Source organism: Achromobacter arsenitoxydans SY8 (assembly GCF_000236785.1).
GTDB lineage: Bacteria > Pseudomonadota > Gammaproteobacteria > Burkholderiales > Burkholderiaceae_B > Achromobacter > Achromobacter arsenitoxydans.
Map to the genome: position 1 here is coordinate 186,136 of NZ_AGUF01000042.1, position 25,729 is coordinate 211,864.

The 25,729-nt window shown below is 66.6% G+C and carries 26 protein-coding genes; 8 read left to right on the forward strand and 18 right to left on the reverse strand.

The window, feature by feature from the left end; genetic code table 11:
* The first annotated feature begins 8 nt into the window (after nucleotides 1-8).
* The 5 genes from KYC_RS11205 (at nucleotide 9) to KYC_RS11225 (ending at nucleotide 5,299) form a co-directional block, all read left to right on the forward strand.
* Complete coding sequence (locus KYC_RS11205; protein WP_008162068.1) at nucleotides 9-1,223, forward strand: ABC transporter substrate-binding protein; 1,215 nt, start codon at nucleotides 9-11, stop codon at nucleotides 1,221-1,223.
* Between the two features lie 95 nt (nucleotides 1,224-1,318).
* Nucleotides 1,319-2,206 carry a branched-chain amino acid ABC transporter permease gene (locus KYC_RS11210; RefSeq protein ID WP_008162071.1) on the forward strand — a complete coding sequence of 296 codons (888 nt, stop codon included), beginning with the start codon at nucleotides 1,319-1,321 and terminating at the stop codon, nucleotides 2,204-2,206.
* Nucleotides 2,203-3,186 (forward strand): branched-chain amino acid ABC transporter permease, encoded by a 984-nt coding sequence (locus KYC_RS11215; RefSeq protein ID WP_008162072.1) that lies wholly within the window; start codon nucleotides 2,203-2,205, stop codon nucleotides 3,184-3,186. Before KYC_RS11210 ends, KYC_RS11215 begins: the two co-directional genes overlap by 4 nt.
* A gap of 136 nt (nucleotides 3,187-3,322) precedes the next feature.
* Nucleotides 3,323-4,336: an ABC transporter substrate-binding protein gene (locus KYC_RS11220; protein WP_043518123.1), complete on the forward strand. Its 1,014-nt coding sequence runs from the start codon at nucleotides 3,323-3,325 to the stop codon at nucleotides 4,334-4,336.
* Between the two features lie 117 nt (nucleotides 4,337-4,453).
* Entirely contained in the window at nucleotides 4,454-5,299 is an 846-nt protein-coding gene (locus tag KYC_RS11225; RefSeq protein ID WP_008162074.1) for a branched-chain amino acid aminotransferase, read from the forward strand.
* 10 nt (nucleotides 5,300-5,309) lie between these two features.
* Here KYC_RS11225 and KYC_RS11230 read toward each other — a convergent pair whose 3' ends face one another.
* The 18 genes from KYC_RS11230 to KYC_RS11315 all read right to left on the reverse strand — a co-directional run bounded on the left by KYC_RS11230 (nucleotide 5,310) and on the right by KYC_RS11315 (nucleotide 22,394).
* Nucleotides 5,310-6,122, reverse strand: a complete 813-nt coding sequence (locus tag KYC_RS11230; RefSeq protein ID WP_008162075.1) for an N-acyl homoserine lactonase family protein — start codon at nucleotides 6,120-6,122, stop codon at nucleotides 5,310-5,312.
* A gap of 1 nt (nucleotide 6,123) precedes the next feature.
* A complete protein-coding gene (locus tag KYC_RS11235) occupies nucleotides 6,124-6,837 on the reverse strand; it encodes an ABC transporter ATP-binding protein (RefSeq protein WP_008162076.1) in 714 nt (237 codons plus the stop codon).
* Nucleotides 6,824-7,606 carry an ABC transporter ATP-binding protein gene (locus KYC_RS11240; protein WP_008162077.1) on the reverse strand — a complete coding sequence of 261 codons (783 nt, stop codon included), beginning with the start codon at nucleotides 7,604-7,606 and terminating at the stop codon, nucleotides 6,824-6,826. The genes KYC_RS11235 and KYC_RS11240 overlap by 14 nt, the downstream gene beginning before the upstream one ends.
* Nucleotides 7,603-8,577 carry a branched-chain amino acid ABC transporter permease gene (locus tag KYC_RS11245; RefSeq protein WP_008162078.1) on the reverse strand — a complete coding sequence of 325 codons (975 nt, stop codon included), beginning with the start codon at nucleotides 8,575-8,577 and terminating at the stop codon, nucleotides 7,603-7,605. The genes KYC_RS11240 and KYC_RS11245 overlap by 4 nt, the downstream gene beginning before the upstream one ends.
* Nucleotides 8,578-8,580: 3 nt before the next feature.
* Nucleotides 8,581-9,450, reverse strand: coding sequence for a branched-chain amino acid ABC transporter permease (locus KYC_RS11250; protein WP_008162079.1), 870 nt, complete (start codon nucleotides 9,448-9,450; stop codon nucleotides 8,581-8,583).
* 18 nt (nucleotides 9,451-9,468) lie between these two features.
* Nucleotides 9,469-10,632, reverse strand: a complete 1,164-nt coding sequence (locus KYC_RS11255) for an ABC transporter substrate-binding protein (RefSeq protein ID WP_008162082.1) — start codon at nucleotides 10,630-10,632, stop codon at nucleotides 9,469-9,471.
* Nucleotides 10,633-10,685: 53 nt separating this feature from the next.
* Nucleotides 10,686-11,534, reverse strand: coding sequence for an alpha/beta fold hydrolase (locus KYC_RS11260; RefSeq protein ID WP_008162084.1), 849 nt, complete (start codon nucleotides 11,532-11,534; stop codon nucleotides 10,686-10,688).
* Nucleotides 11,531-11,926, reverse strand: coding sequence for a hypothetical protein (locus KYC_RS28385; RefSeq protein WP_008162086.1), 396 nt, complete (start codon nucleotides 11,924-11,926; stop codon nucleotides 11,531-11,533). Before KYC_RS28385 ends, KYC_RS11260 begins: the two co-directional genes overlap by 4 nt.
* A 113-nt stretch (nucleotides 11,927-12,039) precedes the next feature.
* Complete coding sequence (locus KYC_RS11270; RefSeq protein ID WP_008162088.1) at nucleotides 12,040-12,711, reverse strand: 3-oxoacid CoA-transferase subunit B; 672 nt, start codon at nucleotides 12,709-12,711, stop codon at nucleotides 12,040-12,042.
* A complete protein-coding gene (locus KYC_RS11275) occupies nucleotides 12,701-13,393 on the reverse strand; it encodes a 3-oxoacid CoA-transferase subunit A (RefSeq protein ID WP_008162090.1) in 693 nt (230 codons plus the stop codon). Before KYC_RS11275 ends, KYC_RS11270 begins: the two co-directional genes overlap by 11 nt.
* A 30-nt stretch (nucleotides 13,394-13,423) precedes the next feature.
* The gene (locus KYC_RS11280; protein ID WP_043518126.1) at nucleotides 13,424-14,596 is read right to left on the reverse strand and encodes a thiolase; all 1,173 of its coding nucleotides are present in this window, start codon (nucleotides 14,594-14,596) and stop codon (nucleotides 13,424-13,426) included.
* Nucleotides 14,596-14,994 (reverse strand): Zn-ribbon domain-containing OB-fold protein, encoded by a 399-nt coding sequence (locus KYC_RS11285; RefSeq protein ID WP_008162094.1) that lies wholly within the window; start codon nucleotides 14,992-14,994, stop codon nucleotides 14,596-14,598. The genes KYC_RS11280 and KYC_RS11285 overlap by 1 nt, the downstream gene beginning before the upstream one ends.
* 55 nt (nucleotides 14,995-15,049) lie before the next feature.
* Nucleotides 15,050-17,137, reverse strand: a complete 2,088-nt coding sequence (locus tag KYC_RS11290) for a 3-hydroxyacyl-CoA dehydrogenase NAD-binding domain-containing protein (protein WP_008162096.1) — start codon at nucleotides 17,135-17,137, stop codon at nucleotides 15,050-15,052.
* Nucleotides 17,138-17,144: 7 nt separating this feature from the next.
* Entirely contained in the window at nucleotides 17,145-17,357 is a 213-nt protein-coding gene (locus KYC_RS11295; RefSeq protein ID WP_008162098.1) for a biotin/lipoyl-containing protein, read from the reverse strand.
* Between the two features lie 42 nt (nucleotides 17,358-17,399).
* Entirely contained in the window at nucleotides 17,400-18,764 is a 1,365-nt protein-coding gene (locus tag KYC_RS11300) for an acetyl-CoA carboxylase biotin carboxylase subunit (RefSeq protein ID WP_008162099.1), read from the reverse strand.
* Nucleotides 18,765-18,784: 20 nt separating this feature from the next.
* A complete protein-coding gene (locus KYC_RS11305) occupies nucleotides 18,785-20,272 on the reverse strand; it encodes an acyl-CoA carboxylase subunit beta (protein ID WP_420796112.1) in 1,488 nt (495 codons plus the stop codon).
* Nucleotides 20,273-20,376: 104 nt separating this feature from the next.
* On the reverse strand, nucleotides 20,377-21,357 hold the full coding sequence (locus KYC_RS11310) for a Bug family tripartite tricarboxylate transporter substrate binding protein (RefSeq protein WP_008162105.1): 981 nt from the start codon (nucleotides 21,355-21,357) through the stop codon (nucleotides 20,377-20,379).
* A gap of 68 nt (nucleotides 21,358-21,425) precedes the next feature.
* Nucleotides 21,426-22,394 (reverse strand): tripartite tricarboxylate transporter substrate binding protein, encoded by a 969-nt coding sequence (locus KYC_RS11315; RefSeq protein ID WP_008162107.1) that lies wholly within the window; start codon nucleotides 22,392-22,394, stop codon nucleotides 21,426-21,428.
* Between the two features lie 160 nt (nucleotides 22,395-22,554).
* Here KYC_RS11315 and KYC_RS11320 point away from each other — a divergent pair, with 160 nt between their 5' ends.
* The 3 genes from KYC_RS11320 to KYC_RS11330 all read left to right on the forward strand — a co-directional run bounded on the left by KYC_RS11320 (nucleotide 22,555) and on the right by KYC_RS11330 (nucleotide 25,713).
* Nucleotides 22,555-24,009 (forward strand): aldehyde dehydrogenase, encoded by a 1,455-nt coding sequence (locus KYC_RS11320; protein ID WP_008162116.1) that lies wholly within the window; start codon nucleotides 22,555-22,557, stop codon nucleotides 24,007-24,009.
* A gap of 71 nt (nucleotides 24,010-24,080) precedes the next feature.
* A complete protein-coding gene (locus KYC_RS11325; protein ID WP_008162117.1) occupies nucleotides 24,081-24,977 on the forward strand; it encodes an NAD(P)-dependent oxidoreductase in 897 nt (298 codons plus the stop codon).
* Nucleotides 24,978-24,996: 19 nt separating this feature from the next.
* Nucleotides 24,997-25,713: an IclR family transcriptional regulator gene (locus KYC_RS11330; protein ID WP_008162119.1), complete on the forward strand. Its 717-nt coding sequence runs from the start codon at nucleotides 24,997-24,999 to the stop codon at nucleotides 25,711-25,713.
* Nucleotides 25,714-25,729: the final 16 nt, after the last annotated feature.

The following is a 25,729-nucleotide window of genomic DNA, read 5'->3' on the forward strand; positions in this document are numbered from 1 at the left end:
GTCATCCCATGAAGCTGCACACCATCACTGCTGCACTGGCCATGGCGGGCCTGGGATTCGCGGGGGCAACCGCCCACGCTCAAGGTATCTCCGACGATGTCATCCGCATCGGCTTCATCACCGACATGTCGGGCGTCTACTCCGACATCGACGGCAAAGCCGGCCTGGACGCAATCCGCATGGCCATCGAAGATTTCGGCGGCACGGTCAACGGCAAGAAGATCGAAGTGGTCTCTGCCGACCACCAGAACAAGGCCGACGTGGCGTCGGCCCGCGCGCGCGAATGGTTCGACCAGCAGAAGGTCGACGTCATCATCGCCGGCACCAATTCGGCCACCAGCCTGGCCATGGCCGCCGTCGCGGCGGAAAAGAAGAAGCCCTTCATCGCCGTGGGCGCGGGCGCTTCCGACCTGACCAATGCCCAGTGCTCGCCCTACACCGTGCACTATGCGTACGACACCGTGGCGCTGGCGCGCGGCACCGGTTCCGCGGTCGTGAAGGACGGCGGCAAGAGCTGGTTCTTCCTGACCGCAGACTATGCCTTCGGCCACGCGCTCGAGCGCGACACGATGGCGGTCGTCAAGGCCGCCGGCGGCGAGGTGAAGGGCCAGGTCCGCGCGCCGCTGGGCGCCTCGGACTTCTCGTCCTTCCTGCTGCAGGCGCAGGCCTCCAAGGCCCAGATCCTGGGCATGGCCAATGCAGGCGGCGACACCATCAACACCATCAAGGCCGCCAACGAATTCGGCGTGACCAAGACCATGAAGATGGCCGGCCTGCTGGTGTTCATCAACGACGTCCACTCGCTGGGCCTGGAAGCCACCAAGGGCATGTACCTGACCGACGGCTGGTACTGGGACCAATCCGACGCCTCGCGCGCCTGGGCCAAGAAGTTCGAATCCAAGGTCGGCCGCAAGCCGTCGATGCTGCAGGCGGGCGACTACTCGTCGGCAACGTTCTATCTCAACGCCGTCAAGGCCACCGGTTCGGATAACGGCGACGACGTCATGAAGTGGATGAAGTCGAACAAGGTCAACGACTTCTTCGCCCAGGGCGGCTATGTGCGCGAAGACGGCCGCATGATCCACGACATGTACCTGATGCAAGTGAAGACCCCTGCCGAGTCCAAGGGCCCGTGGGACTACTACAAGGTGGTGGCGACGCTGCCCGGCGACGAGGTCTACACCAAGCTGTCCGAGTCCACCTGCAAGCTGGTCAAGAAGTAACCAGCCCGTTTGATCCCGGATGCGACGCGGCCCGGAAGGCCGCGCCGCATCCCAACCAGCACGCTTCCTTCCGTACCGCGCAGGATTTCCACAAGATGACTGACATTTTCGGCATCCCCATACAGGCCTTGTTCGGCCAGCTGTTATTGGGCCTGGTCAACGGTTCCTTCTATGCAATGCTGTCGCTCGGACTTGCCGTTATCTTCGGGCTGCTGAACGTCATCAATTTCGCGCATGGCGCGCTCTACATGCTGGGCGCCTTCATCGCCTGGATGGGGCTTTCGTACTTTGGCCTGAATTACTGGATCATGCTGATCCTGGCGCCGCTGATCGTGGGGCTGTTCGGCATCATCATCGAAAAGCTATTGCTCAAGCACCTGTACAAGCTGGACCACCTGTACGGGCTGCTGCTCACCTTCGGGCTGACGCTGCTGATCGAGGGGCTGTTCCGCAGCTTCTACGGCGTGTCGGGCCAGCCGTATCCCACCCCCGACGCCCTGCGCGGCGCAACCAACCTGGGCTTCATGATCCTGCCGAACTACCGCGGCTGGGTCGTCGCGGCTTCGCTGATCGTCTGCTTTTCGACGTGGTTTGTCATTGAACGCACCCGCCTGGGCGCCCTGCTGCGCGCGGGCACCGAGAATCCACGACTGGTCGAGGCCTTCGGCGTCAACGTGCCGCGCATGATCACCCTGACCTACGGCTTCGGCGTGGCGCTGGCGGGCTTCGCCGGCGTGCTGGCCGCGCCGGTGCTGCAGATTTCGCCGCTGATGGGATCCAACCTCATCATCGTCGTGTTCGCGGTGGTCGTGATCGGCGGCATGGGCTCCATCTTCGGCGCCATCGTCACCGGGCTGGGCCTGGGCGTGATCGAAGGCCTGACCAAAGTGTTCTGGCCCGAAGCCTCCAGCACGGTCGTCTTCATCATCATGGCCATTGTTCTGTTGATCCGCCCGGCCGGGCTGTTCGGAAAAGAAAAATGAATCGTCAATTCCTGGGCTATGCGGTCTTGGCCATTGTGGTGGCCTTGCTTCCCTTCGCCGGCGTGTATCCGATCTTCGCCATGAAGGTCATGTGCTACGCCCTCTTCGCCTGCGCCTTCAACCTGTTGCTGGGCTTTACCGGACTCCTGTCGTTCGGGCACGCCGCCTTCCTGGGCAGCGCGGCCTACGCCGCCGGACACAGCATGAAGGTCTGGGGCCTGCCCACCGAGCTCGGGCTGCTGTTCGGCGTGGCCGTGGCGGCGCTGCTGGGCCTGGCGATGGGCGCGCTTGCCATCCGCCGTAGCGGCATCTACTTCGCCATGATCACGCTGGCGCTGTCGCAGATGGTGTTCTTCTTCTTCCTGCAGGCCAAGTTCACGGGCGGCGAAGACGGCCTGCAAAGCGTGCCGCGCGGCACCTTGCTGGGCCTGGTCGACCTGTCCAAGGACATCAACCTGTACTACCTGGTGATGGCGATTTTCATCATCGGCTATTTCATCATCTGGCGCACCGTGAACTCGCCCTTCGGGCAGGTGCTGCAGGCATTGCGTGAAAACGAGCCGCGCGCCATTTCGCTGGGCTACGACGTAGACCGCTTCAAGCTGGTGGCCTTCGTGCTGTCGGCCGCGCTGGCCGGCCTGGCGGGCGCCACCAAGACCCTGGTGTTCGTGTCGGCCACCCTGTCGGACGCCACCTGGCAGATGTCCGGCCTGGTGATCCTGATGACGCTCATCGGCGGGCTGGGCACGCTGACCGGACCCGTATTGGGCGCGTTCATCGTCGTGCTGCTTGAAAACAAGGTCGGCGACTTCGGCCAGATGATGGCCAACCTGACCGGCGTGGAATGGTTCCTGCGCCTGGGCGAATCCGTCACCATCGTAAGCGGCCTGATCTTCGTAATCTGCGTGCTGGCCTTCCGCCGCGGCATCGTGGGCGAAGTGGGCGCGCTGATCAACCGGCGGCGCGCCGCGCGCGCCTGATCCGGGCGCGGCAGTACACACCGACGGGGCCGCGCAATGCGGCCCCGTCTGCATTCCGGAACGCCATGACGCCCTGACGCCCCGCTGCAACAATGCCCCGTACAATGACCGGCACCCCACTACACAGGTGCCGATCATGCGCAACCCGCATTTCGCCGCCGGCCTGGGCGCGCTCGCGCTGGCCGCCGCCCTGCTGCCATCCCCCGCCGCCGCCGCGGCCCCCGCCTGCGAAGTCGACCGCCCCGTGCGTTTCAGCGGCCTGAACTGGGAATCCAACCTGGTCCTGGCCGGCATAGAACGCTACGTGCTGGAACAGGGCTACGGCTGCAAGACTACCGTCGAAATCGGCGAAACCCTGCCCATGCTGGCCGCGCTGCAGCGTGGCGACGTGGACGTCACCCCCGAAGTCTGGCCCGGCCAGATCGAAGGCGCCTGGAAGAAAGCGCTGGCCAGCGGCAAGGTGCTGGGTGTGGGACACGTCTACGACGCCGGCGAAGGCTGGTATGTTCCGCGCTACACCGTCGAACGCCATCCAGACCTGAAGTCGGCCGCGGACCTGGCGCGCTTCAAAGAGGTATTTGCCGACCCCGAGGATCCGGGACGCGGCCGCATCTACGGCTGCCCGGCCGGCTGGGCCTGCGGCACGCTGAACGACAACCTGCTGCGGGCCCTGAAACTGGACAAGGACTACTCGCTGTTCGCGCCCGGCTCGGGCGCCGCGCAAAAGGCGGCCATCGTGTCGGCCTATAAGCGCAAGCGCGACATCGTCTTCTACTACTGGACGCCCACGTCGCTGGTCGGCGCGCTGGACCTGGTGAAGCTGGAGCTGCCGCCGTTCGATCAGGCCGCCTATACCTGCATGACCGATCCCAAATGCGCCAAACCCGTGGCCACCGAGTTCAAGCCCAATCCCGTGGTCACGGGCGTGAACGCCGATTTTGCCAAGTCGGCGCCGCGCCTCACCGAGTTCCTGTCCAAGCTGACCGTGCCCGACGACGCCATCGACGCGACGCTGGGCTGGCTGGAAACCGAAGGCAAGGAACCCGAAGACGCCGCGCGCTACTTCCTCAAACAGTACCCCGCCGTCTGGCGGCAATGGATGCCCGCGGACGTCGCCGACCGCGTGCAGGCGGCGCTGGCGCGCGAATAGGACCGCTTGCAGGCCGCCGCACGGCGGCCGCCCGGCTCAGGTATCCTGACGTTTCGGCAGAGCCGCCGAGGCGCCGCCCGCAGGCGCCAACCCGATTCAAGCGAAGGAAAGACAATCATGGACGCCTTGTTCTGGCACAACGGTCACTGGACCACAGAAAATCCCAAACTGCTCGGCCCGGCCGACCACGCCTTCTGGATGGCCAGCATGGTCTTCGACGGCGCGCGCGCTTTCCGCGGCCTGACGCCGGACCTGGACCTGCACTGCCAGCGCGTGGTGCGCTCGGCCGAGAAGATGCTGATGAAGCCGCAGATGGACTGGGAAGAAATCCAGAAGCTGTGCCTGCAGGCGGTCGCCAAGTTTCCGGAAGGCGCCGAACTCTACATCAAGCCCATGTTCTTCTGCGCCGACGGCTTCCTGCTGCCCGACGCCGACAAGACCCAGTTCGTGCTGCATGTGTTCAAGGTGCCGATGCCGGGCGACCAAGGCTTTTCGGCCTGCTTCTCCAGCTTTGCGCGGTCGTGGCCCAACATGGCGCCCACCGACGCCAAGGCCTCCTGCCTGTACCCCAATGGCCAGCGCGCCATCCGCGAAGCCGCGGAAAAGGGCTTCGACAACGCCATCATGCTGGACGGCGCAGGCAACATCGCCGAATTCGCCACCAGCAACCTGTGGCTGGCCAAGAATGGCGTCGTGTCCACGCCCGTGGACAATGGCACCTTCCTGAACGGCATCACGCGCCGCCGCGTGCTGGCGCTGCTGAAGGCAGACGGAATCGACGTGCAGGAGCGCAGCCTGACCCGCGCCGACGTCGAGGAAGCCGACGAAGTGTTCTCGTCGGGCAACTACGGCAAGGTGGTGCACGTGAACCGCGTGGAAGCGCGCCCCCTGGAATACGGTCCGCTGGCGCGCCGCGCGCACCAGCTGTATATGGACTACGCGGAAAGCACTCGCCGCGGGTAATGCCTGCGGTTCAATCCTCCCGCGGCGGCAGATGCAGCATCGCCACGTGGGGGGAACTATCCCAACGTGGATAGCGCTCCAGCACCGCCGGGTCGTGGCCGGGCACCACGTGCTGGTCGGATTGCGCCGCGCCATACAGCTTGGCGTAGCCCGACAGCATCTGTGCGGTGTTGTAGACGATCGGGAATGGCCGCCCCTGCGCCATGTTCTCGTAGTAATGGCTGGCGTCCGAAGCCAGCACGACCCAGCCGCGTGCGGTATGCACCCGCAGCGCCTGCAGCCCTTTGGTATGGCCGCCTATTTTCAGCAGTTCGATGCCGGGCAGCAGTTCCCCGTCGCCGTCGTGGAAGACAACCCGGTCCTCGTAGACCCGCCGGACCAGCGCAATGACATCCTCGACCGCGTACGCGTGACGCAGGGGCTCGAAACACATGCAGCGGCCGGTGGCGTAATCCATCTCGTCGTCCTGCACATGGAAGCGCGCCTCGGGCAGCAGGTCCAGGTTGCCCGCATGGTCGTAATGCAGATGCGTCAGCACCACATGCTGCACATCGCCAGGCTGCACCCCGAGCGCGGCCAGCGCCTGGATCGGGCACTGGATAAGCTCGCGGCGGCGCCTGCGGGCCATGTCCGCATTGAATCCGGTGTCGACGAGTACGACCCGGCCTTCTCCCCGCACCAGCCACACGAAGAAATCCATGGGCATGTCGCCCTCGTGCGGGTCGCCGCCCAGGAAATTGTCGCGCCGCTGGCGCGGCATCCGGGCGTAGCGGATGGCGTAGACCTCATACTCGGGGGGCATGGCTGGCATCGCGGCGCTCATTTCAGACTCCAAGATAGGCCTTTTGCACAAATGGATCGGCCAGCAGATCCTCGCCCTTGCCGCTGCGCACGACCTGGCCGTGCTCGAACGCATGCGCCTGGTGCGCCAACCGCAGGGCCAGCCGCGCATTCTGCTCGACCAGCACAATGGCGATGCCGCTTTCGCGGTTGATGCGCTGGATGGCGCCGGCGATCTCGGCCACGATCTTGGGCGCGATGCCCAGCGACGGCTCGTCCAGCATCAGCAAACGGGGTTGCGCCATCATCGCACGCCCGATCGCCACCATCTGCTGCTCGCCGCCCGACAAGGATCCGGCCAACTGGGCGCGACGCTCCTGCACACGAGGAAAGAGCGCATAAATTTCGTCCAGGCGCGCACGCACGTTGGCGCGCGACCCCACCGTATGCGCGCCCGCCATCAGGTTGTCCAGCACGGTCATTCGGCCGAAGAGCCGCCGCCCCTCCGGCGACAGAGACAGGCCCGCCGATACCCGCGCCGCCGATCCCAGCCGCGCGATGTCCCGCCCCTCGAAGAGGATCCGGCCGCCCGCCACCGGCTCCAGCCCGATCAGGGCTTTGAGCGTGGAACTCTTGCCCGCCCCATTCGAGCCGACCAGCGCGACGATCTCTCCCTGTTCGACATTGAAGCTGACGCCGCGCACCGCTTCCAGCTGCCCGTAGCGCACATTCAGATTCTGGACTTCAAGCATGGGCATAGTCGGGCGCTCCAAGATAGGCTTCGATCACGGCGGGGTTGTCGCGGATGGCTTGTGGCGAGCCTTCGGCGATCTTCTCGCCCTGGACCAGCACCACGATGCGGTGGCAAAGCTCCATGACCAGCGCCATGTGGTGCTCGACGAGCAGCATCGTCAGCCCCTCTTCGGCCTGCAGGCGGCGCAGGAGGCGCCCGAGCTCGTTGCATTCCTCGTGGTTCAGCCCCGCGGCGGGTTCATCCAGCAGCAACATGCGCGGGCGGCACGCCAGCGCCACGGCAATGCCCAGCTTCTTCTGCAGGCCATAGGCCAGCGCCCCCGCCGGGGCGTCGCGCCAGGCCTGCAGATCCAGCAGCGTCAGCAGCCGGTCTACCTCGCTTGCGATTTCGGGCGGCGACAGCAGATCCTCGTTGCGCCCCGCCAGGCGCCGCAGCCACGAATGCCGCACGCGCGACAGCATGCCCCGATGAATGTTTTCGGCCACGGTGACGTCGGGGTAAGTCGACGTGGACTGGAACGTGCGCGCCAGGCCCTGCACGACCACGCGGCTGGGCGGTCCGCCGGAGATGTCGCGGCCCTCGAAATGGACCGTGCCGGCGGAGGGGGGCATGGTGCCGCTGATGACGTTGAATGCGGTCGTCTTGCCCGCGCCATTGGGCCCGATCAGGCCCACGATTTCGCCCTGGGCGACGGAGAAGTCCAGGCCGCGCAGCGCCGCCAGGCCGCCGAAACTGCGCGACAGGCCCCGCACCTGCAATAGAGGCTGGTTCATTGCAACTCCTTGCGCCGGCGCGCCTGCCACGGCCCCGGCAGTCCGGCGAGGCCCGCCGGCAGAAAACGCAGGATCAGGATCAGCGCTGCGCCATAGAAAATATGCTGCGTCTGCACTGCGCCGCGGAACAGTTCTGGCAATGGCGTCAGCACCATGGCACCAATCAGGCCGCCCCAGATCGAGCGGCGTCCGCCGATAACCAGCATGATGATGAAACCGATGGAAATGCTGGCGTTGAAGGACTCCGGCGACACATAGCCCACGTAACGCGCCTGCAGTGCGCCCCCGGCAGCAGCCAGCGCGCAGCCTCCGACAAAGGCGCACAGCTGGATGCGGCGCACGCTCAAACCGGTGGATTCGGCAAGTGCGGGGTTCTCGGCCACGGCGTCGATGGCGTGGCCGAACGGGCGCCTGGCCACCGCGCCCAGCAGCGCGACAGAGCCCAGCGCCACGCACAGCGCCAAGCCATAGAAGCCTGCGCGCGTGTCGAACACCATGCCCGCCAGTGCGGCCGGCTGGATGCCGGTAATGCCATTGGCGCCGCCGGACCACGATGCGCCGTCCAGCAGGATCAGCCGGACCAGTTCGCCGAACGCAAACGTGACCAGGACGAAATAAACGCCCTTGAGCCGCAGGATGATCGCGCCCAGCGCCAGCGCGACCACCGCCGCCAGCGCCACGCCGGCCAGTGTGGACGGCATGAAGCCCCACTCCAGGTGGCGGGAGGCCAGGACCGAGCCATAGGCGCCCACCGCGACGTAGGCGGCATGCCCGAGCGACAACTGCCCGCAGCGTGCGATCAGCGCCAGTCCGTTGACGATCAGGATGTTCAGGCAGGTCAGCACCGCCAGGTGCTGCACGAACGGCCCCGCGAACCAGGGCGCGGCCGCGGCCGCGGCCAGGAAGACCCGCAGCAGCCAGCGCAGGGGCGCTGGCCGCGCAAGGCCGGTATCAAGCGAAATAGCAGTCATGGCTTATGCCTCCCCACGGCCCAGCAGCCCCTTGGGCCGCACGACCAGCATCACGATCACAATGGCGAAGATCAGCATGTCCGCCGTGCTGCTTTCGAACAGCAGGCTGCCGTAGCTTTCGGCCAGCCCCAGCGCCAGCCCCGCCACCGCGGCGCCCGGAATGCTGCCCAGTCCGCCCAGAATCACCACGATGAACGCCTTGAGCAGCGGGGTCGCGCCGACGAAGGGCGACACCGAGAACAGAGGCGCCATCAGCGCGCCGGCCACCGCCGCCAGCCCCACGCCCAGGCCGAATCCCAGCGGGTAGTAGATGCGCGATCGGATGCCCTGAATGGCGGCGATCTGGAAATCCTCGACGACCGCGCGCAGCGCGCGCCCTGGCCGGGAATACCGCAGGAATCCGTACAGCAGCGCCAGAGCGAGCAGCGCGAACACCACCACGTAGACCCGCGACAGCGGCACCACCACCTTGCCCATGCGCGCCGTACCTTGGGCGACCGCCGGCATGGACAGCGGGTCGGGGCCGAAGAACATCAGCGCCAGGTTCTGCAGGATCATCGCCAGCCCGATGGTGGCGATCATGCCGTTGAGCTCGTCGCGCCGGAACGGCTTGAGTACGCCCCATTCCAGGACCGCGCCGCCCGCCACCGACAGCGCGAAGGTCAGCGCCACGGCCGGCAGGAAGGAAAAGCCCGCCTGGGTCGTCAGGAAGTAAGCGCCGAAGGCGCCCAGCATGTAGAACTCGCCATGGGCGAAGTTCACCATCCGCATCACGCCAAAAACCAGCGTGAAGCCCACGGCCATGAGCAGGTACAGCAGCCCCACGATCAGCCCGTTGATCGTGGCCTGCGTCAGCAGAATGCTCCAATCCACGTCGTATCCCCCGCCGCGCTAGCGGCATCCCTCGACGGTGCAGCGGGCGCGGATCACTTCGCGGCCGTCCTTGACCTCGGCGACGTAGAAAGGCGCGTTCAGCTGGTGGTTGATGCCATACATGGCCTGACCCGTCCAGCTCAGCTTGCCCAGCGAGCCGTCGAAGCCATCCAGCTTTTCCATTTCCACGCGCACGCGCTCGGTGTCCTCTACCGTACCGGCACGGCGCATGGCCTCGAACAGCATGTTGGTGCCGTCGTAAAAGGCCGGGCTGAAGCCGTTCATCGGATGCTTGTACTTGGCGGCGTAGAGCGCCGCATAGGCCTGGGTGGCCGGCAAATCCGGATCAATGGGCGTATGGACCAGCATGCCTTCGGCGGCCTGCTTGCCAGCGACGTTGACGATCTCCTGTGTGGCCGGCCCGCCGGTGCGCACAATCTTTCCTTCAAAGCCTAGCTCGCGCGCCTGCTTGACGATCAGGCCCGCCGTGGTGGGCGAATTGCCGTCCAGTTCGATGGCGTCGATGCCGCGCGCCATCATGCGGGTCAGCATGGGCACGAAGTCCACGCGGTCGCGCTCGAAAAATTCCTTGGTCGCCAGGGCCGCCCCAGCCTTCTTGTAGGCGCCTTCCAGGTCCAGGGCGATCTGCTGCCCGGTCTCGTCATTGGGGAAAAGCGCACCGACCTTGCGCAGGCCCTGCGCCTTGACCAGCCAGTCAATCTGCGGCTGCGAGACCTCGGCGGTAGTGACGTTCGGACGGAAGGTGTAGGGTTTGTCCGCGGCCAGCGCCTTGGCGGTAAAGCCCAGCGTCAGCAGGATCACCTTGTTCTTTTCGGTCATCGGCTGGATGGCCAGCACTGGCGCCGACCCGACCGGGCCGATCACATAGCGCACCTTGTCCTCGAACACCAGGCGGTTCGCCACCGTGACGGCCTCGTTGGCCTGGTATTTGTCATCGTACGCAACGACCTGGACACGATACTTCTTGCCCCCCACTTCCAGGCCGCCGGCCTCGTTCACCTGGTCGGCCGCGACCTCGGCGGCGTTCTTCATGCCCTGCCCCCATGCGGCGCCCGCGCCGGACAGCGTGACCAGGGCGCCCAGCTTCAACGTTTCTTGCGCCTGAACGGCGGGGACTGCGGCCAGAGCGAAAGCGCCGGCCAGAATGATCGGATAACGCATGTTGTCTCCTGAGGGAATGCGGGCGCATGCGGCCCGTCGTGAATGCCCGCTTTCTACTGACGGGCGATGGCGTCCAGCACCGGCAGCACATAGCCGCGGAACTGCTGCGGGTTTTCGCTCATCGGGAAATGCCCCAATTCGCGCATGACGGTCACCTGCGCTCCGGGAATGCCGGCAGCGGTGCGCAAGGTGTCTTCCGGCGTGCAGGAGAAGTCGTATTCCCCAGTCAGCAGGTACAGCGGGCAGCGGTCGGTGCGGATGCCGTCCAGGCGTCCCCGCAGGTCGCTGTCCACCCGGTAGAAGTACAGGTCCCCACGGAATACGCCGGGGCCGCCCTGCATGTACTGCCACAGCGTTTCGTCGCGATGCACGGGCGGCGACTGCGGCGCCACCAGTCCGGACACCAGCGCAGCGCAGACCTCGCCGCCGTGGACGTCGCCGCGGTGCAGCCAGGACGTGTCGTACCAGGGTTCCTGGTGATCGGCCGCCTCGACGCCTATGAGCGCGCGGAAGAATTCTGAATGCAGATGAGCGAGCTGCAGCACGATGCGTCCGCCGATGGAGCAGCCGATGAGGGCCGGACGATCCAGCGCCAGCGCCTGGCAGAACGCCATCACGGTTTCGACGTAGAGCTCGGTGGAAAGCCGGTACTCCTGGTCTTGCCAGCCTTCAGGGGGATAGGACTTGCCGTGCCACGGCATGTCGAAGGCAATGACGCGATAGCGCGACGTGATGTCGGGATCGCACATCATGTGGCGGTATTGGCGGCCGTCCGCACCGGCAGTGTGCAGGCAGACGAGCGGGATGCCCTGGCCCGCCTCTTCGAAGTAGACGCGGCAGCGCTTGCCGGCGATGTCGAACGACGCATAGCGGCCGACGATGGGTTCCAGTTCGACGCTCATGCCTGCGCCTCCCGGGGGATGGCCAGCAGGTCCTTCACGAACTGAAGATGGGCCATCAGCGGCTGCAGATTGCCCTGGATCGAAAGCTCGCCTCGCTTGCTGAGCGCGAAGATGTCGTGCCAGCCGGCTTCCGGCACCGCCAGCCAGAAGCGGGACCACGCCTGCTCCGACGCCTGCAGCGATACGTCGCAGGACGGCAGGGGCGCCGCCGGAGTTTCAGCGGAGGCGACGCGGCCGTCGCGGATGCGCACGAGGACGGGATGAGCGCCGAACCGCAGCAGCATATCCATGTTGACCAGTCGGGGCCGCGAGAACGACAGCGCGCGGCTGCAGAAGCGTTGCGCGAGCTGCGCACCACTCATGTCCCGCGCGGGCATGGCTTGGGGTTCCATTGTCTCTTCCTGTTTTACCGTTCTTATATACAGAACGATTATTCTTTCTGAAAGAACATTCTAAGTATCGAAAACTCCCCGTGTCAACACGGGGAAAGTACGGGAACGGCTTGCTAGCGCGGCGCCAGCGTCCGCCAATCGGCGGCGAGCTCCAGCGGGCAGCCGGTCAGCGCCTGCAAGGTTTCGAAGTCCAGGCCCGCGACCATTGCCCTCACCCGCATGCCCCCGGGCAATACGTCGATGATCGCCAGGTCGGTATAGATGCGATCCACGACCCCCGCGCCGGTCAGGGGATAAGTGCATTCGCGCACGATCTTGGGCTGCCCGTCCTTGGCGACGTGCTCCATCGTGATGTAGACCTGGCGCGCTCCCGCCACCAGATCCATGGCCCCGCCCACGGCGGGGATCGTGTCGGGCGCGCCCGTGTCCCAATTGGCCAGGTCGCCCTTTTCCGACACTTGGAACGCGCCCAGCACAGTCAGGTCCAGATGCCCCCCGCGCATCATCGCGAAGGAGACCACGTGGTCCGTGATGGACGCCCCGGGCAGCAAGGTGACCGCTTCCTTGCTGGCGTTGATCAGGTCCAGGTCCAGCGGCGCGTCGGGATCGGCGGGGCCCATGCCGACGATGCCGTTCTCGGTATGCAGGATGACGTCGCGCCCGGCCGGCAGGAATGCAGACACCAGCGTCGGGATCCCGATGCCCAGGTTGACGTAGGCCCCGTCCTCGATATCCGCGGCGACCTGTTGGGCGATCTGGCGCCGGCTGAGTTTTTCATATTGCATGGCCTGCTCCCACCTTCACCACCCGTTTGACGAATATGCCCGGTGTCATGACATGCTCGGGCGGGATGCCGCCCAATTCCACGATTTCATCCACCTGCGCCACGGTCGTGGCGGCCGCCATGCACATCACCGGCGCGAAGTTGCGGCCGGCGTAGCGGTACACCAGATTGCCCCAGCGGTCCCCGGTGCGCGCCTTGACGAAGGCGTAGTCGCCCTTGAGCGGAGACTCCAGCACGTAGCCCACTCCGTCGATGACGCGGGTCTCCTTGCCCCGGGCCAGCGGCGTGCCGTAGGCCGTGGGCGTGAAGAACGGGCCCAAGCCCGCGCCGGCCGCGCGCATGCGCTCGGCCATGGTGCCCTGCGGCACGCATTCGAGCTCTACCTTGCCCGCGCGATACGCGTCGGCGAATTCGGCCGCATTCGGGTTCTTGCGATCGGACGAGCGCGCGAACGAGCAAACCATCTTGCGTACTCGCCCGGCCCGCACCAGCTCGCTCAGACCGCGTCTGCCGTTGCCGGCGTTGTTGTTGACGATGGTCAGTTCGCGCGCTCCCTGATCCAGCAGCGCGCACACCAATTCGGTGGGCACGCCCGAGGCGCCGAATCCGCCGATGAGGATCACCGCCCCGTCGCGCACGCCCGCCACGGCGGCCTCCAGTGAATCGACTGTCTTGTCCAGCATAAATTGCTCTCCTGGTGGGAATGCGTGGATTCAGCGCGTGGTCGGGCCGCCCAGAATGGCGGTGGACTGGCTGGACAGGGTGCCCCCATTGCCGTGCACCAGCGCAATGTCGGCGCCGTGCACCTGGCGTTCGCCCGCCTGCGCGCGCAACTGGCGAACGGCCTCGATGACCAGGAAAATGCCGTACATGCCGGGATGGACGCAGGACAGGCCGCCGCCATTGGTGTTGACCGGCAGCCTCCCGCCCGGGGCAATGCCGCCGCCCTGCACGAAGGCGCCGCCCTCGCCCTTCCCGCAGAATCCCAGGTCCTCCAGGAACAGCAGCGTGTTGATGGTGAAGGCGTCGTAAAGCTCGGCCACATCCACATCTCCGATCTGCAGGCCCGCCATGGCAAGCGCGCGCTTGCCCGATTCCGCCGCGGCGGTGACGGTCAGATCCTCCATGGACGAAATCTGACGGTTCCATACCGCCGTGGCGCTGCCCAGCACATACACCGGCGCCTGCTTCAGATGGCGCGCGCGGTCGGCCCGCACCATCACGTATGCGCCGCCGCCGTCGCTCACCAGGCAGCAGTCGCGCACCGTCAGGGGGTCGGATACCGGACGGGACCGCAGCACGTCTTCGATCGACAGCGGATCGCGCATGGCGGCCTCGGGATTCAGCCGCGCCCAGGCCCTGGCGGCCACCGCCACCTCGGCCAGTTGCTCGCGCGTCGTGCCGTACTGATGCATATGCCGGGCAGCCGCCAGCGCATAGGACGTCACCGGTTGCATCGGAGAATAGGGATGCTCGAAAGGCTGCGGATCCAGCAGGGTGCGCGCCTTCACGCCTTCCTTGCGACCGAACGCGGCCGTTTTCTGCGTGCTGCCGTAGCACACCAGCACGGCGTTGCATTGTCCCGACACCAGCGCCATCACCGACGGCAGCAGGTGCGACACGAAGCTGGAGCCGCCCAGCATCGTGGCTTCGATGTAGCGCGGCCGCAGGCCGAGATACTCGGCGACCGGCATGCTCCACATCGTGGCCGACGAGCTGCACGTCGCCAGGCCGTCGATGTCGCGCATCGTCAGGCCGGCGTCCGCCACCGCCCGCGACGCGGCCTGGGCCAGGACTTCCATTTCCGTGTAGCCGTGGGCCTCGCCCAGGCCCGCATGCCCCACCCCGGCGATGGCGACCTGTCCTCGCAGCGATTCCAGCGACATCATGCTTCCTCCGCAGGGACGAACACCACCAACGCCTGGCCTTCGTCGCGCACCACGCGTGCTGCGACCTGCATGCCTATGCGCAGCCTATCGGGCTCGACGCCGTCGACCCGGCTCATCATGCGCACGCCCTCTTCAAGATCGACCAGCGCCACGTTGTAGTCGCCGCCCGCTTCCGGCTTGCGCCGCACGACGCTGAACGAATAGACCGTGCCGGCGCCCGAGGGATCCGTCCAGGCAAGATCCTCCCCGCCGCAGTGCATGCACAGGATGCGGGGATAGAACTGGTGCGCGCCGCAGCCCGCGCAGCGCTGGATCTGGAAGCGGCCCTCGGCCAGCTTCGAAAAATAATGTTCCTGCGGTCCGCGCGAAGTGGCGCCCGCCTGTTCCATCTGCATGCTTTGTCTCCTGAGTCTTTATTGGAAGCGCGCCTCCGGGCACGCCCATTCCCGGTTACAGGTCCGCGAAGCGCTTCCCTTCCGCCACCAGCCGCTCCAGCAGCGGCGCCGGACGCCAGAGCTCGCCGTGCTCCGCATGAAATCGGCGGATCGTCGTCAGCACCTCGGGCAGGCCCTGTTGGTCGGCATAGAAGAGCGGACCGCCCCGGTGTGCGGGAAAGCCGTAGCCGTTGACGTAGATCACGTCGATGTCCGATGCCCGGCGCGCGATGCCCTCCTCCAGGATGCGCGCACCTTCGTTAACCAGCGCATACATCGTGCGCTGCACGATCTCCTCGTCAGTCACGGCGCGGCGCTCGACACCGTCCTCGCGGGCGCAGCGTTCGATCAGCGCCAGCACGTCCGCGTCTTCCAGCGGCGTCCGGCTGCCGGCCTCGTAGCGGTAAAAGCCGCTGCCCGTTTTCTGGCCGAAGCGCCCCTGTTCGCACAGGCTGTCCGCCACGCGGGAATAGCGCAGGTCGGCCGGCCGGCTGGACGCCGTACGCTTGCGGAATGCCCAGCTGATGTCCAGCCCGGCCATATCCGCCATGCGCAGCGGCCCCATCGCCAGTCCGAAGCGCTGCAGGGCGCCGTCCACTTGCGAAGGGGTCGCCCCTTCTTCCAGCAGGAAATGCGCTTCCCGCGTGTAGGGGCTGACCATGCGATTGCCGACGAATCCGTCGCACACGCCGACCAGCACAGGCAGCTTGCCCATCGCGCGCGCCAGCTTGAATACGGCCGCGACCACGTTGCCGTCGGTCTCGCGGCCCTTCACGACTTCCAGCAGGCGCATGACGTTCGCGGGGCTGAAAAAGTGCGTGCCCAGCACTTGTGCCGGACGGCCGGTGAACCCGGCGATCTGGTCGACATCCAGGCGCGAGGTGTTCGACGCGAGGATCGCGCCGGGCTTGCAGATGCGGTCCAGCGCCTCGAATACCTGCCGCTTGACGCCCATGTCTTCGAAGGCGGCCTCAATCACCAGATCGGCGTCGCGCAATTCGTCCATGTCCAGGCTGGCGCGGATGCGGCCCTGTCTTTCTTCCACCTGCACCGCCGACAGCTTGCCCTTGGCCGCCGTGGCGGCGTAGTTCTTGCGGATGGCCGACCAGCCGCGTTCCAACGCCTGCGCATCGCGCTCGATCAGCACCACGTCCAGCCCGGCATTGGCCAGGCTCATGGCGATGCCGCCGCCCATCGTGCCGGCCCCGACCACGCCGACCTTACGGATGGCGCCCGCAGCCCGCCATTCGGGCGGCAGCTTGACAGCGGCGCGCTCGGCAAAGAACAAATGCCGCTGCGCCTTGGACTGGCCGCCGTTGACCAGTTCCAGGAAGCGCTCGCGCTCGAAGGCCAGGCCGTCCTGCAGCGTCGCGCCCGCCGCATGCTCCACGCAGGCCACGCAGGCCAGCGGCGCCACGCAGCCGCGATAGCGCCGCGCCGCTTCCTGCCGGGCCCGTTCGTACACGCCGGCATCCGCGGGCGCGGCCAGCGGCTGCCGGCCCACCCTGCGGCCGTCCAGCGGGACCGCGGAAACCTTCAGCGCGTAGGCTGCCGCACGTTGCCGAAGATCGCTTCCGTACACTTCATCCAGCAGACCGCAGTCGGCTGCCGTTTCGGCATCAATGGCATCGCCGCCACAGATCATTGTCAGCGCCCGCTCGACGTCGACAATGCGAGGCAACCGTTGCGTGCCGCCGGCGCCCGGCAGGACGCCCAGCTTTACCTCGGGCAGGCCCAACGACGCGCCGGACTGGGCGACGCGATAGTGGCAGCCCAGCGCCAGTTCCAGGCCGCCGCCGAGCGCCGCGCCGTGTATGGCCGCCACCACCGGCTTGGAGGCATCCTCGATCAGTGCGATGACAGTGCGCAACGTCGGTTCGCGCCCCGACATTGGTGTATTGAACTCGCGGATCTCGGCGCCGCAGCAGAAGAACTGCCCATCGCCCGCAATCACCAGCGCACGCACCGCGTCGTCCGCCAGCGCGTCCTGGATCGCCGCATGCAGCTCCGCCCGCAGGGCCGCACTGAGGCTGTTGACCGGGGGATTGCGCAGCGACAGCAGCGCGACCTGGCCGGACTCCATCCGTTCCGTATGGATCAGCATGGCGCCCTCACTCCAGTTCGACCACGACCTGGCCTTCGTCGACCTCGTCGCCCTCGCCGACCAGCACGCGCGCGACGACGCCGGCGCGCTCGGCCTCGACCGGGATCTCCATCTTCATTGACTCCACCTTGACCACGCTGTCTCCCGCCTCGACGCGCTGGCCGGGACGGACAGTTACCGCAACCACACGGCCCACCACGGGGGTTCCCACTTTGAACATTGCCTGCTCCTTTGTCTTTTTCAGGTTCGAACCAGCCGATTGCTATGCGGCCTGCGCCGCGGCACGCGATACTTCCAGAATGCGTTCCACCATGCCGGTGCACACCCGGCCCGCACGGAACTCCGGGTCATCCAACACCCGCAACACGAAAGGAATGTTGGTCTTGACGCCCTCCACGCGAAACTGCGCCAGTGCCGCCTTCAGCAGGTCCAGCGCCGCGTCGCGCGTCCCGGCATGCGCGATCACCTTGGCCAGCATCGGGTCGTAATGGCTGGATACCCGGCAGCCTTGCGCGTAACCGGTCTCGATGCGCACGCCGGGAAGCACTGGCGGCGCGTAGGTCCGCAGCAGGCCGGGAGACGGCAGAAAGCGCACAGGATCTTCGGCATAGACGCGCGCCTCCATCGAGTGCCCGCGCAAAGGCGGCACCCGCGGCAGCACATCCGCCATGCGTTCACCAGCGGCCAGCCTGAGCTGCGCAGCCACCAGGTCCACGCCGGTCACGGCTTCCGTCACGGCGTGCTCGACCTGCAGGCGGGTATTGATCTCCAGGAATGAAAAGCCGGATTCGGGCGTGTAGAGCATCTCCACGGTGCCGATCACGTCGTAACCCATGCCCGCCAACATAGATTCCAGGCGGCTGGCCATCTCTTCCACCGCAGCACGATCCAACGCGGGCGCGGGCGCTTCCTCCAGCACCTTCTGGTGCCGGCGCTGGGTGGAGCAGTCGCGCTCGTACAGGCAGCGCACCTGTCCATGACGGTCCGCCAGGAACTGGAATTCCACATGGCGGGGATTGCGCAGCAGCTTTTCCAGATAAAGGTCGGAACCCCCGAAACTGCGCTCCGAGATAAGCCGCGCCCGCGTCCACTGCGCTTCGGCGTCCTCCGGACCGTCCAGGGGAATCATGCCGATTCCCCCGCCGCCCGAGGCCGGCTTGATCAGCACCGGGTAACCCAGGTCCTGGGCCGCGCTGCGCAGCGCGGCTAGGTCGTCCCCCAACACGGCGCTGCTGGGAGCCATTGGCATGCCCAGCGCCCGCATCGCGTCGCGCGCCTGGGTTTTGTGCCCCAGCATGCGGATCCAGCGTGGCGACGGCCCAACGAAGATCATCCCTGCCCGCTCGACGGCCTCGGCAAAGGCCGCGTTCTCGGACAGGAATCCATAGCCCGGATGCAGGGCGTCCGCGCCGGACTCGCGTGCGACGCGCAGCAACGTTTCGCAATTCAGATAGCTCTGCGCCGCGGGCGCGGGTCCGATCGGGACCGCGAGGTCCGCCTCGCGCACATGGGGCAGATCCTGGTCGGCCTCCGAATAGACCGCCACCGACTCAATCCCCAGTCCGCGCAGCGCGCGGATCACGCGGCGGGCGACGGCGCCCCGGTTGGCCACAATGACACGTTTCATGTTGAGCTCCTGGCGAGGCCTCACGGCCGGTAGCCGAAGACGCGCGGCCCCGGCTCGCGCAGCGGCGCCGCCAGTTCCACGAATTCCTCCAGCGCCTGGCGCGTCGCGGCCGGATCAATGATGTCTTCGACAACAAAGGCTTCGGCGCTGCGGAATGGCGAGGTCAGGCTGCGCACGCGCGCCTCGATCTCCCGCATCTTGGCCTGCGGATCCTCGGCGGCTTCGATCTCCGCTTTGTAGGCGACTTCCAGCCCGCCCTCCACGGGCAACGATCCCCATTGGGCCGACGGCCACGCATAGCGGAAGTTAAAGCGGCCGGCGCTCTGATGACCGCCGGCCGCCACGCCGAAGGCCTTGCGCACGATGATCGAGCACCAAGGCACCGTGGACTGCGCGACCGCCGTCAGCGCGCGCACGCCGTAGCGCATGGCGCCGGCCTTCTCGGCGTTCAACCCAATCTGGAATCCCGGCACGTCCACCAGATTGACCACGGGCAGGTGGAAGGTTTCGGCCAGGTCCAGAAGCCGGGTGAATTTCTCGGCGGCAGGGCCGTCCCAGCCGCCGCCGTAGTGATAGGGATCGCTGGCGAACAGGGCGACCGGCCAGCCGTCGATGCGGGCCAGGCCCGTGATCACCGCGCGGCCCCAGCGCTTGCCGATTTCCATGAACGACCCTTCGTCGACCAGCGTCTCGATGATCGGGCGCATCTTGTACACGGCGCGCGTGTCGGACGGGATGGCGCCGCGCAGCCACTCCTGTTCGCCGGCCCGCCCCGGCTCGGCCGCGCGCGGCGGCAGTTCATGCACCGAGCGCGGCAGGTAAGACAGGAAGCGCCGGGCCTGGGCGAAAGCGGCCTCCTCCGTGTCGGCCTCGTCGTCGACCACGCCGTTGCGGGTGTGGATGTCGCTACCGCCAAGCTCGTTCTTGTCCAGGTTCTGGCCGATGCGCGCCACGACCGGCGGCCCCGCGATGAAGAGCTGCGAAGTGTCGCGCACCATGATCGAGTAATGGCTGGCCGCAACGCGCGCCGCGCCCAGACCGGCCACCGAACCGAGCGCCAGCGATACAACCGGCACCGTCGCCAGATTCTGCGCCATCAGCGGCCACATGCGCAGCTTGGGCAGCAGCGTGTGGCCCTTGATCTCGATGTTGCGCACCGATCCCCCGCCGCCGGTGCCATCCACCATGCGAAGCAGCGGCAGCCGCAGGTCCTGCGCCATTCGCTCGGCCTCGACCAGCTTGTCGCCGACGGCGCCGTCATTGGCGCCCCCGCGCACGGTGAAATCGTCGGCGGCCACCACCACCGGCCGCCCCTGCACCTTCGCGCGGCCGATGAGCAGGTTCGAGGGAGTCAGATCCGTCAGCCTGCCTTCAGCGTCATACTCGCCGCTGCCCGCCAGCGCCCCGACCTCCCGGAACGATTCCGGGTCGACCATCCTGGCGATGCGTTCGCGCACCGGCAGCTTGCCGCCTTCGCGATGCCGGCGCACCTTCGCCTCGCCTCCCATGCGCGCCGCCAGTTCCTTGCGCAGCGCCAATTCCTGCAGTTCTTTTTCCCAGGACACCTTGTGCTCCTTTCCTGCCAGTTGCCGTTGCGGCCTGCGCCGCCGGTTCAATCGACCTTGATGTTGGCGCGCTTGATGAGCGCTTCGTTCTGCTTGAGTTCGTCGGCGATCTTTTGCCGGAACGCCTGAGGAGTCTGGGTCGACGGATTGCCCTGAGCCGCCAGTCTGGCGCGCACGGCAGGATCCTTGGCCGCCTCGGCGATCTCGCGGTTCAGGCGATCCACAACAGCGGGTGGCGTACCCGCCGGCGCGAACACCCCTACCCAGAACGAAATGTCGAAGTCGGGATACCCCAGCTCGGCCACAGCCGGGATGTCCGGCAGGTCATGCCAGCGCTGCGCGGTGGAAACCGCCAGCGCTTTCAGCTTGCCGGCCTTGATGAGCGGCACCCCCGAGAGCGTGTCGAAACCGAAGTCGACCTCCTTGGACATCAACCCGGCCTCCATCGGCGCGGCGCCCCGGTACGGCACATGCAGCATCTGCACACCGGACATGGTGGCGAGCTGTGCGCCCGCCAGGTGCATCAGATTGCCGTTGCCGGCAGATCCGTAGCTGACCGTGTTGGGATTGCGGCGGGCCAGCTCCACCAGAGACTTCACATCGCTGACGCCCGCCACGCGCGGATTCTCGGCATTGATGGTCAGGATGAACGGCACGGACACCACCGTGGTCACCGGCGCGAAATCCTTCAGCGGGTCGTACTGGAGATCCTTGTAGAGCAAGGGATTGACCGTGATCGAGCTGGAGTTGCTGACCAGGATGGTGTAGCCGTCCGGCTTGGCCTGCGCCACCATGCGCGCGGCGATCATGCCGTTGGCGCCCGTCTTGTTTTCCACCACGAACGATTGGCCCATGCGCGTGGACAGCGCATCGCCAATGATGCGCGCCACGATATCTATGGTGCTGCCGGGGCTGAAGCCCACGACGAACTTCACGGGCGCGCTGGGATATTCCGCCGCGCCAGCGGCCAGGGGAACCGCGGTGAACCAGGCGAACGCGCCTGTTGCCAGCCACTTTCTAACTGCCATGATGTGTCTCCTCCGTGATGGATCCGCGCCGGCGCTGCTTTGGCGCGCGGCTGCGGATGCGTGGGTGTCTACTGCGTTGCGATGGCGCCAGAGGCCTTGACGGCCCGGCCCCACTTCTGCTCTTCCTGCTTCATGAATGCTGCGAAGGCCTGGGGCGAGCTGTTGACCACTTCCCCGCCCAGGCCTTCGATGCGGGTCTGCATTTCGGGCGTGGCGACAATCTTCGACACGTCCTCATAAATGCGCTGCGCCTGCTGGGGCGGCATGGCCGCGGGCGCAAGCAACCCGAACCACGTCGCGGCCTCGAACCCGGGCATGCCCGCTTCGGCGAAGGTCGGCACGTCGCGCAGCGCCTGCACCCGCTTGCCGTTGGCGACCGCCAGGGCGCGCAACTTGCCGGACTCGATCAGCGGCAATGCCGACGTGATGGTGGCCAGCATCATCTGCACCTGCCCGCCCGCCAGGTCCGTGAAGGCGGGCGAGTCCCCGCGGTACGGCACGTGTGTGATGGCGGATTTCGTGGCGATCTTGAAAAGTTCGCCGCTTAGATGCTGCGCGGTTCCGTTGCCGGGCGACGCGAAATTCACCGATCCGCCGTTCTGCTTCAGGTAGGCAAGGAATTCCGGCAGGCTCTTGGCCGGAACGGACGGGTTCACCACCAGCACCAGCGGAACCTTGGTGACCAGCGTGATGGGCGCGAAGTCCTTGACGGGGTCGTAGCTCAGCTTGTCGTAGAGATGCCCGCTGATCGTGTGGGCGGACGTGGTCATGAACAGCGTGTACCCGTCGCCGCGCGCCCGGGCCACCGAGCTCGCGCCGATCGTCGTGCCCGCGCCGGCACGGTTTTCGACGATCACCGTCTGGCCCCACGTCTGTGTGAGCCGTTCCGCCACGGCGCGCGCCACCACGTCGGTCGCGCCGCCGGCCGGGTATGGCACGACCATCGACACAGGCTTGGAAGGATAGGAATCGGCATGCGCCGTTCCCGCGAATAGCGCCGCGGCACAAGCCAGCGCGCGCAGCCAATTGGGTTGCATGGGGAGGTCTCCTCTTGTCATCGGTTGAAGGTTTGCTTTATTCTTATCGTTCCAGTAGACAGAACGCTTATTCTATTTTATATTTTTTGCATCCCGGACTGTCAACGAATAAATGCGGACGGCCGGCGCGGAATTGCCATCAAGAGAGGAAACACACTTCATGTCCGAATCATCGGAAACCCTTAAATCCATGCTTATCGGCGGCGAATGGATCGCCTGCGGCGACACCACGTTCGAGTCGGTCAACCCCGCCACCGGCGTCCGCAATTACCGCGTCAGCGCCGCCTCCGACTCGCTGGTGGACCAGGCCGTCGAAGCCGCCTGGCTGGCGCAGCGCCAGCCGGCCTGGCGCGACATGCTGCCGCACCAGCGCGCGGCCATCCTGCGCCGCATCGCCGACGGCATGGACCACAACGCCACGCTGCTGGCGCGCCTGCAAATGATCGAGAACGGCAAGGTCTGGGCCGAATGCAAAGCGCAGGTCGCCAGCGCCGCCGCCACCTTCCGCTACTACGCGGGCGTGTGCGAAACGCTGGGCGCCGAGGTCACTCCCACGCGCGGCAACTATCTGTCCATGACCCACTACGATCCGTACGGCGTGGTCGTGGCGATCACGCCCTGGAACTCGCCACTGACGATGGAAGCGCAGAAGGTCGCGCCCGCGCTGGCCGCGGGCAACGCCGTGATCCTCAAGCCTTCCGAGGTCACCTCATCGCCCGCCCTGGAACTGGGCCGCATCGCGCTGGAGGCCGGCCTTCCGCCCGGCATCCTCAACGTGGTGACGGGCCTGGGGTCCACCGTGGGCCGCCGCCTGGTCGAACATCGCGGCGTACGCATGGTTTCGTTCACCGGCGGCACCGCCAGCGGCCGCGCCATCGCGCACGCCGCCGCGGAAAAGCTGATGCCCGTTGCGCTGGAACTGGGGGGCAAATCGCCCCACATCGTGTTCGCGGATGCAGACCAGGACGCGGCAATAGACGGCGTCATCGGCGGCATCTTCGAGGGCAGCGGCCAGTCCTGCGTGGCCGGCTCTCGGCTGTATGTCCAGCGCAGCATCGCCGAGTCGTTCATCGAAAAGCTTGTCGCGCGCGCCGCCCGGCTCAAGGTCGACCAGCCCGACGCCGAGGGCGCGCAGATGGGTCCCATTGCCTCTTTCGGCCATCGCGAAAAGATTGAAGGCATGGTCGATTCGGCGCGGCGCGAGGGTGCGCAGGTGTTGCTGGGCGGCGAACGCCCCGACGGCGACGCGCTCGCCGCGGGCGCGTTCTACCGGCCCACCATCCTGGGCGGCCTGTCGCGCGACGCGCACGTCGTGCGCGAGGAGATCTTCGGTCCGGTGCTGTGCGCGCTGACGTTCGAAGACGAGGACGACCTGGTCGATCAAGCCAACGACAGCGCCTATGGGCTGGCCTCCGGCATCTGGACGGCGGACTACCGCCGCGCCTGGCGCGTCGCCAAGCGCCTGGAAGCGGGCAGCGTGTGGATCAACACCTATAAGCAGCTTTCCATCTCCACCCCATTCGGCGGATTCAAGCAAAGCGGAATCGGCCGCGAAAAAGGCGTGAGCGGACTGCGCCTGTACCAGCAATCCAAGGGCATCTACTTCGGCATGTAGGCCGGACGCATTCCCGCAAATCATTCAAGGCCGCAACAGCGGCCACCCTGTATTTTTTGGAGACTATCCTCATGCCTGAATTTCAACGAGCCGGCTTCATCGGCCTGGGCGTCATGGGCGAGCCCATTTGCCGCAATCTCGCCGTCAAGGGCGGCCTGCCCGTGCTGGGCTGCGACAACGACCCCGCGCCCCTGCAGCGCCTGGCCCCGCACGGCGTGACCACAGCGACAGCCGTGCAGATCATGCGCGAATGCGACGTGGTGTTCCTGTCCCTGCCGTCCGGCGAAGTGGTGGCGCAACTTGCCCGCGCCGCCGACGGCCTGCTGGCGAACGCGCGCAGCGGCCAGTTGATCGTGGACCTGAGCACGTCGCCAGTGGACGTGACGCGCGAACTGGCCGGCGAATTCGCCGCCAAGGGCGCGACTTTCATCGACGCCCCCGTGGCCCGCACGCGCGCCGCCGCAGAGGCCGGCACCCTGTCGGTCATGATCGGCGGCGACGAACAGGTCTTCGCCCGCGTCAAACCGCTGGTCTCCACTTTCGCAAACGAAATTACCCATTGCGGCGCCGTCGGCAGCGGGCAGGTCGTGAAGATCCTGAACAACATGGTGCTGTTCGAAACCGTGGTGGCGCTGTCCGAGGCGCGCGCCATCGCGCGCCGGTCGGGCGTGGATCCGAAGGTGCTGCTGGAGACCTTCACCCGCGGCTCGGCGGACAGCTTCGCGTTGCGCAACCACGGCTTAAAGGCTATCCTGCCCGCAGACTTTCCCGAAAAAGCCTTCCCTGTGGACTACGCCCGCAAAGACCTGCGCTACGCGCTGGCGCTGGCCGACCAGACCGGCGTAACAGCGCTGGGGGCCCGCAACGTGGACCACTGGTTCGACGCGGCGCTCGCCCAGGGCCACGGCAACCGCTATTTCCCGGTCATCAGCCGGGTGATCGACCCGGAGTCGGGAACCAACGCCTAATTACCCCCGCATCCATCCAATGAGTCGCACCCCTACTCAGGACAATTCCACCGACGGCGTCGCCGCCGTCGAACGCGCCCTGACCATCGTCGGGGCCGTCGCGCAGCGCACCGACCCGATCACGCTTGCCGATCTTTCCCGGGCCACGGGGTTCTACAAGAGCACGCTCCTGCGGCTCATTGCTTCGCTTGAAAAGGCAGCCCTGGTGGTGCGCCGCGCCGACGGCCGTTACGCCCTGGGGCCTTACGCGCACCATCTGGGCCGCGCCTATGAGGCCACCTACCGGCTTACCGAAACCATTCTGCCCCTGTTGCAGGGGCTGGTCGACAAGGGCACCGAAAGCGCATCGTTCCACGTCTACCACGACGCGCAATCGCGCGTGTGCCTGCTGCGGGTGGATTCGCATCATTCCACCCTGGACCGCATCCGTGTCGGCGACTTGCTGCCCCTGGACAAGGGCGCGGCGGGCAAGCTGCTCACCGCCTATCTGGTTGAAGGCCAGTCGGCCGCGCAGGCCGGCCTGATGCTCACGTCGATGGGCGAGCGCGATCCGAACTGCGCGGCGGTGGCCAGCCCCGTGTTCGGCCCCGACGGCGACCTCTGCGGCGCAATTTCCCTGTCGGGCCCCAAAGAGCGCTACACGCCCGCCGCCGTCAAGAAAATGTCCAAGCTCGTGCAGGACGCCGCGGCCGAAGCCACCCGCGCACTGGGCGGACGCTGGCCGTCAGGCAAATAACAGGAAATCCGGCGTA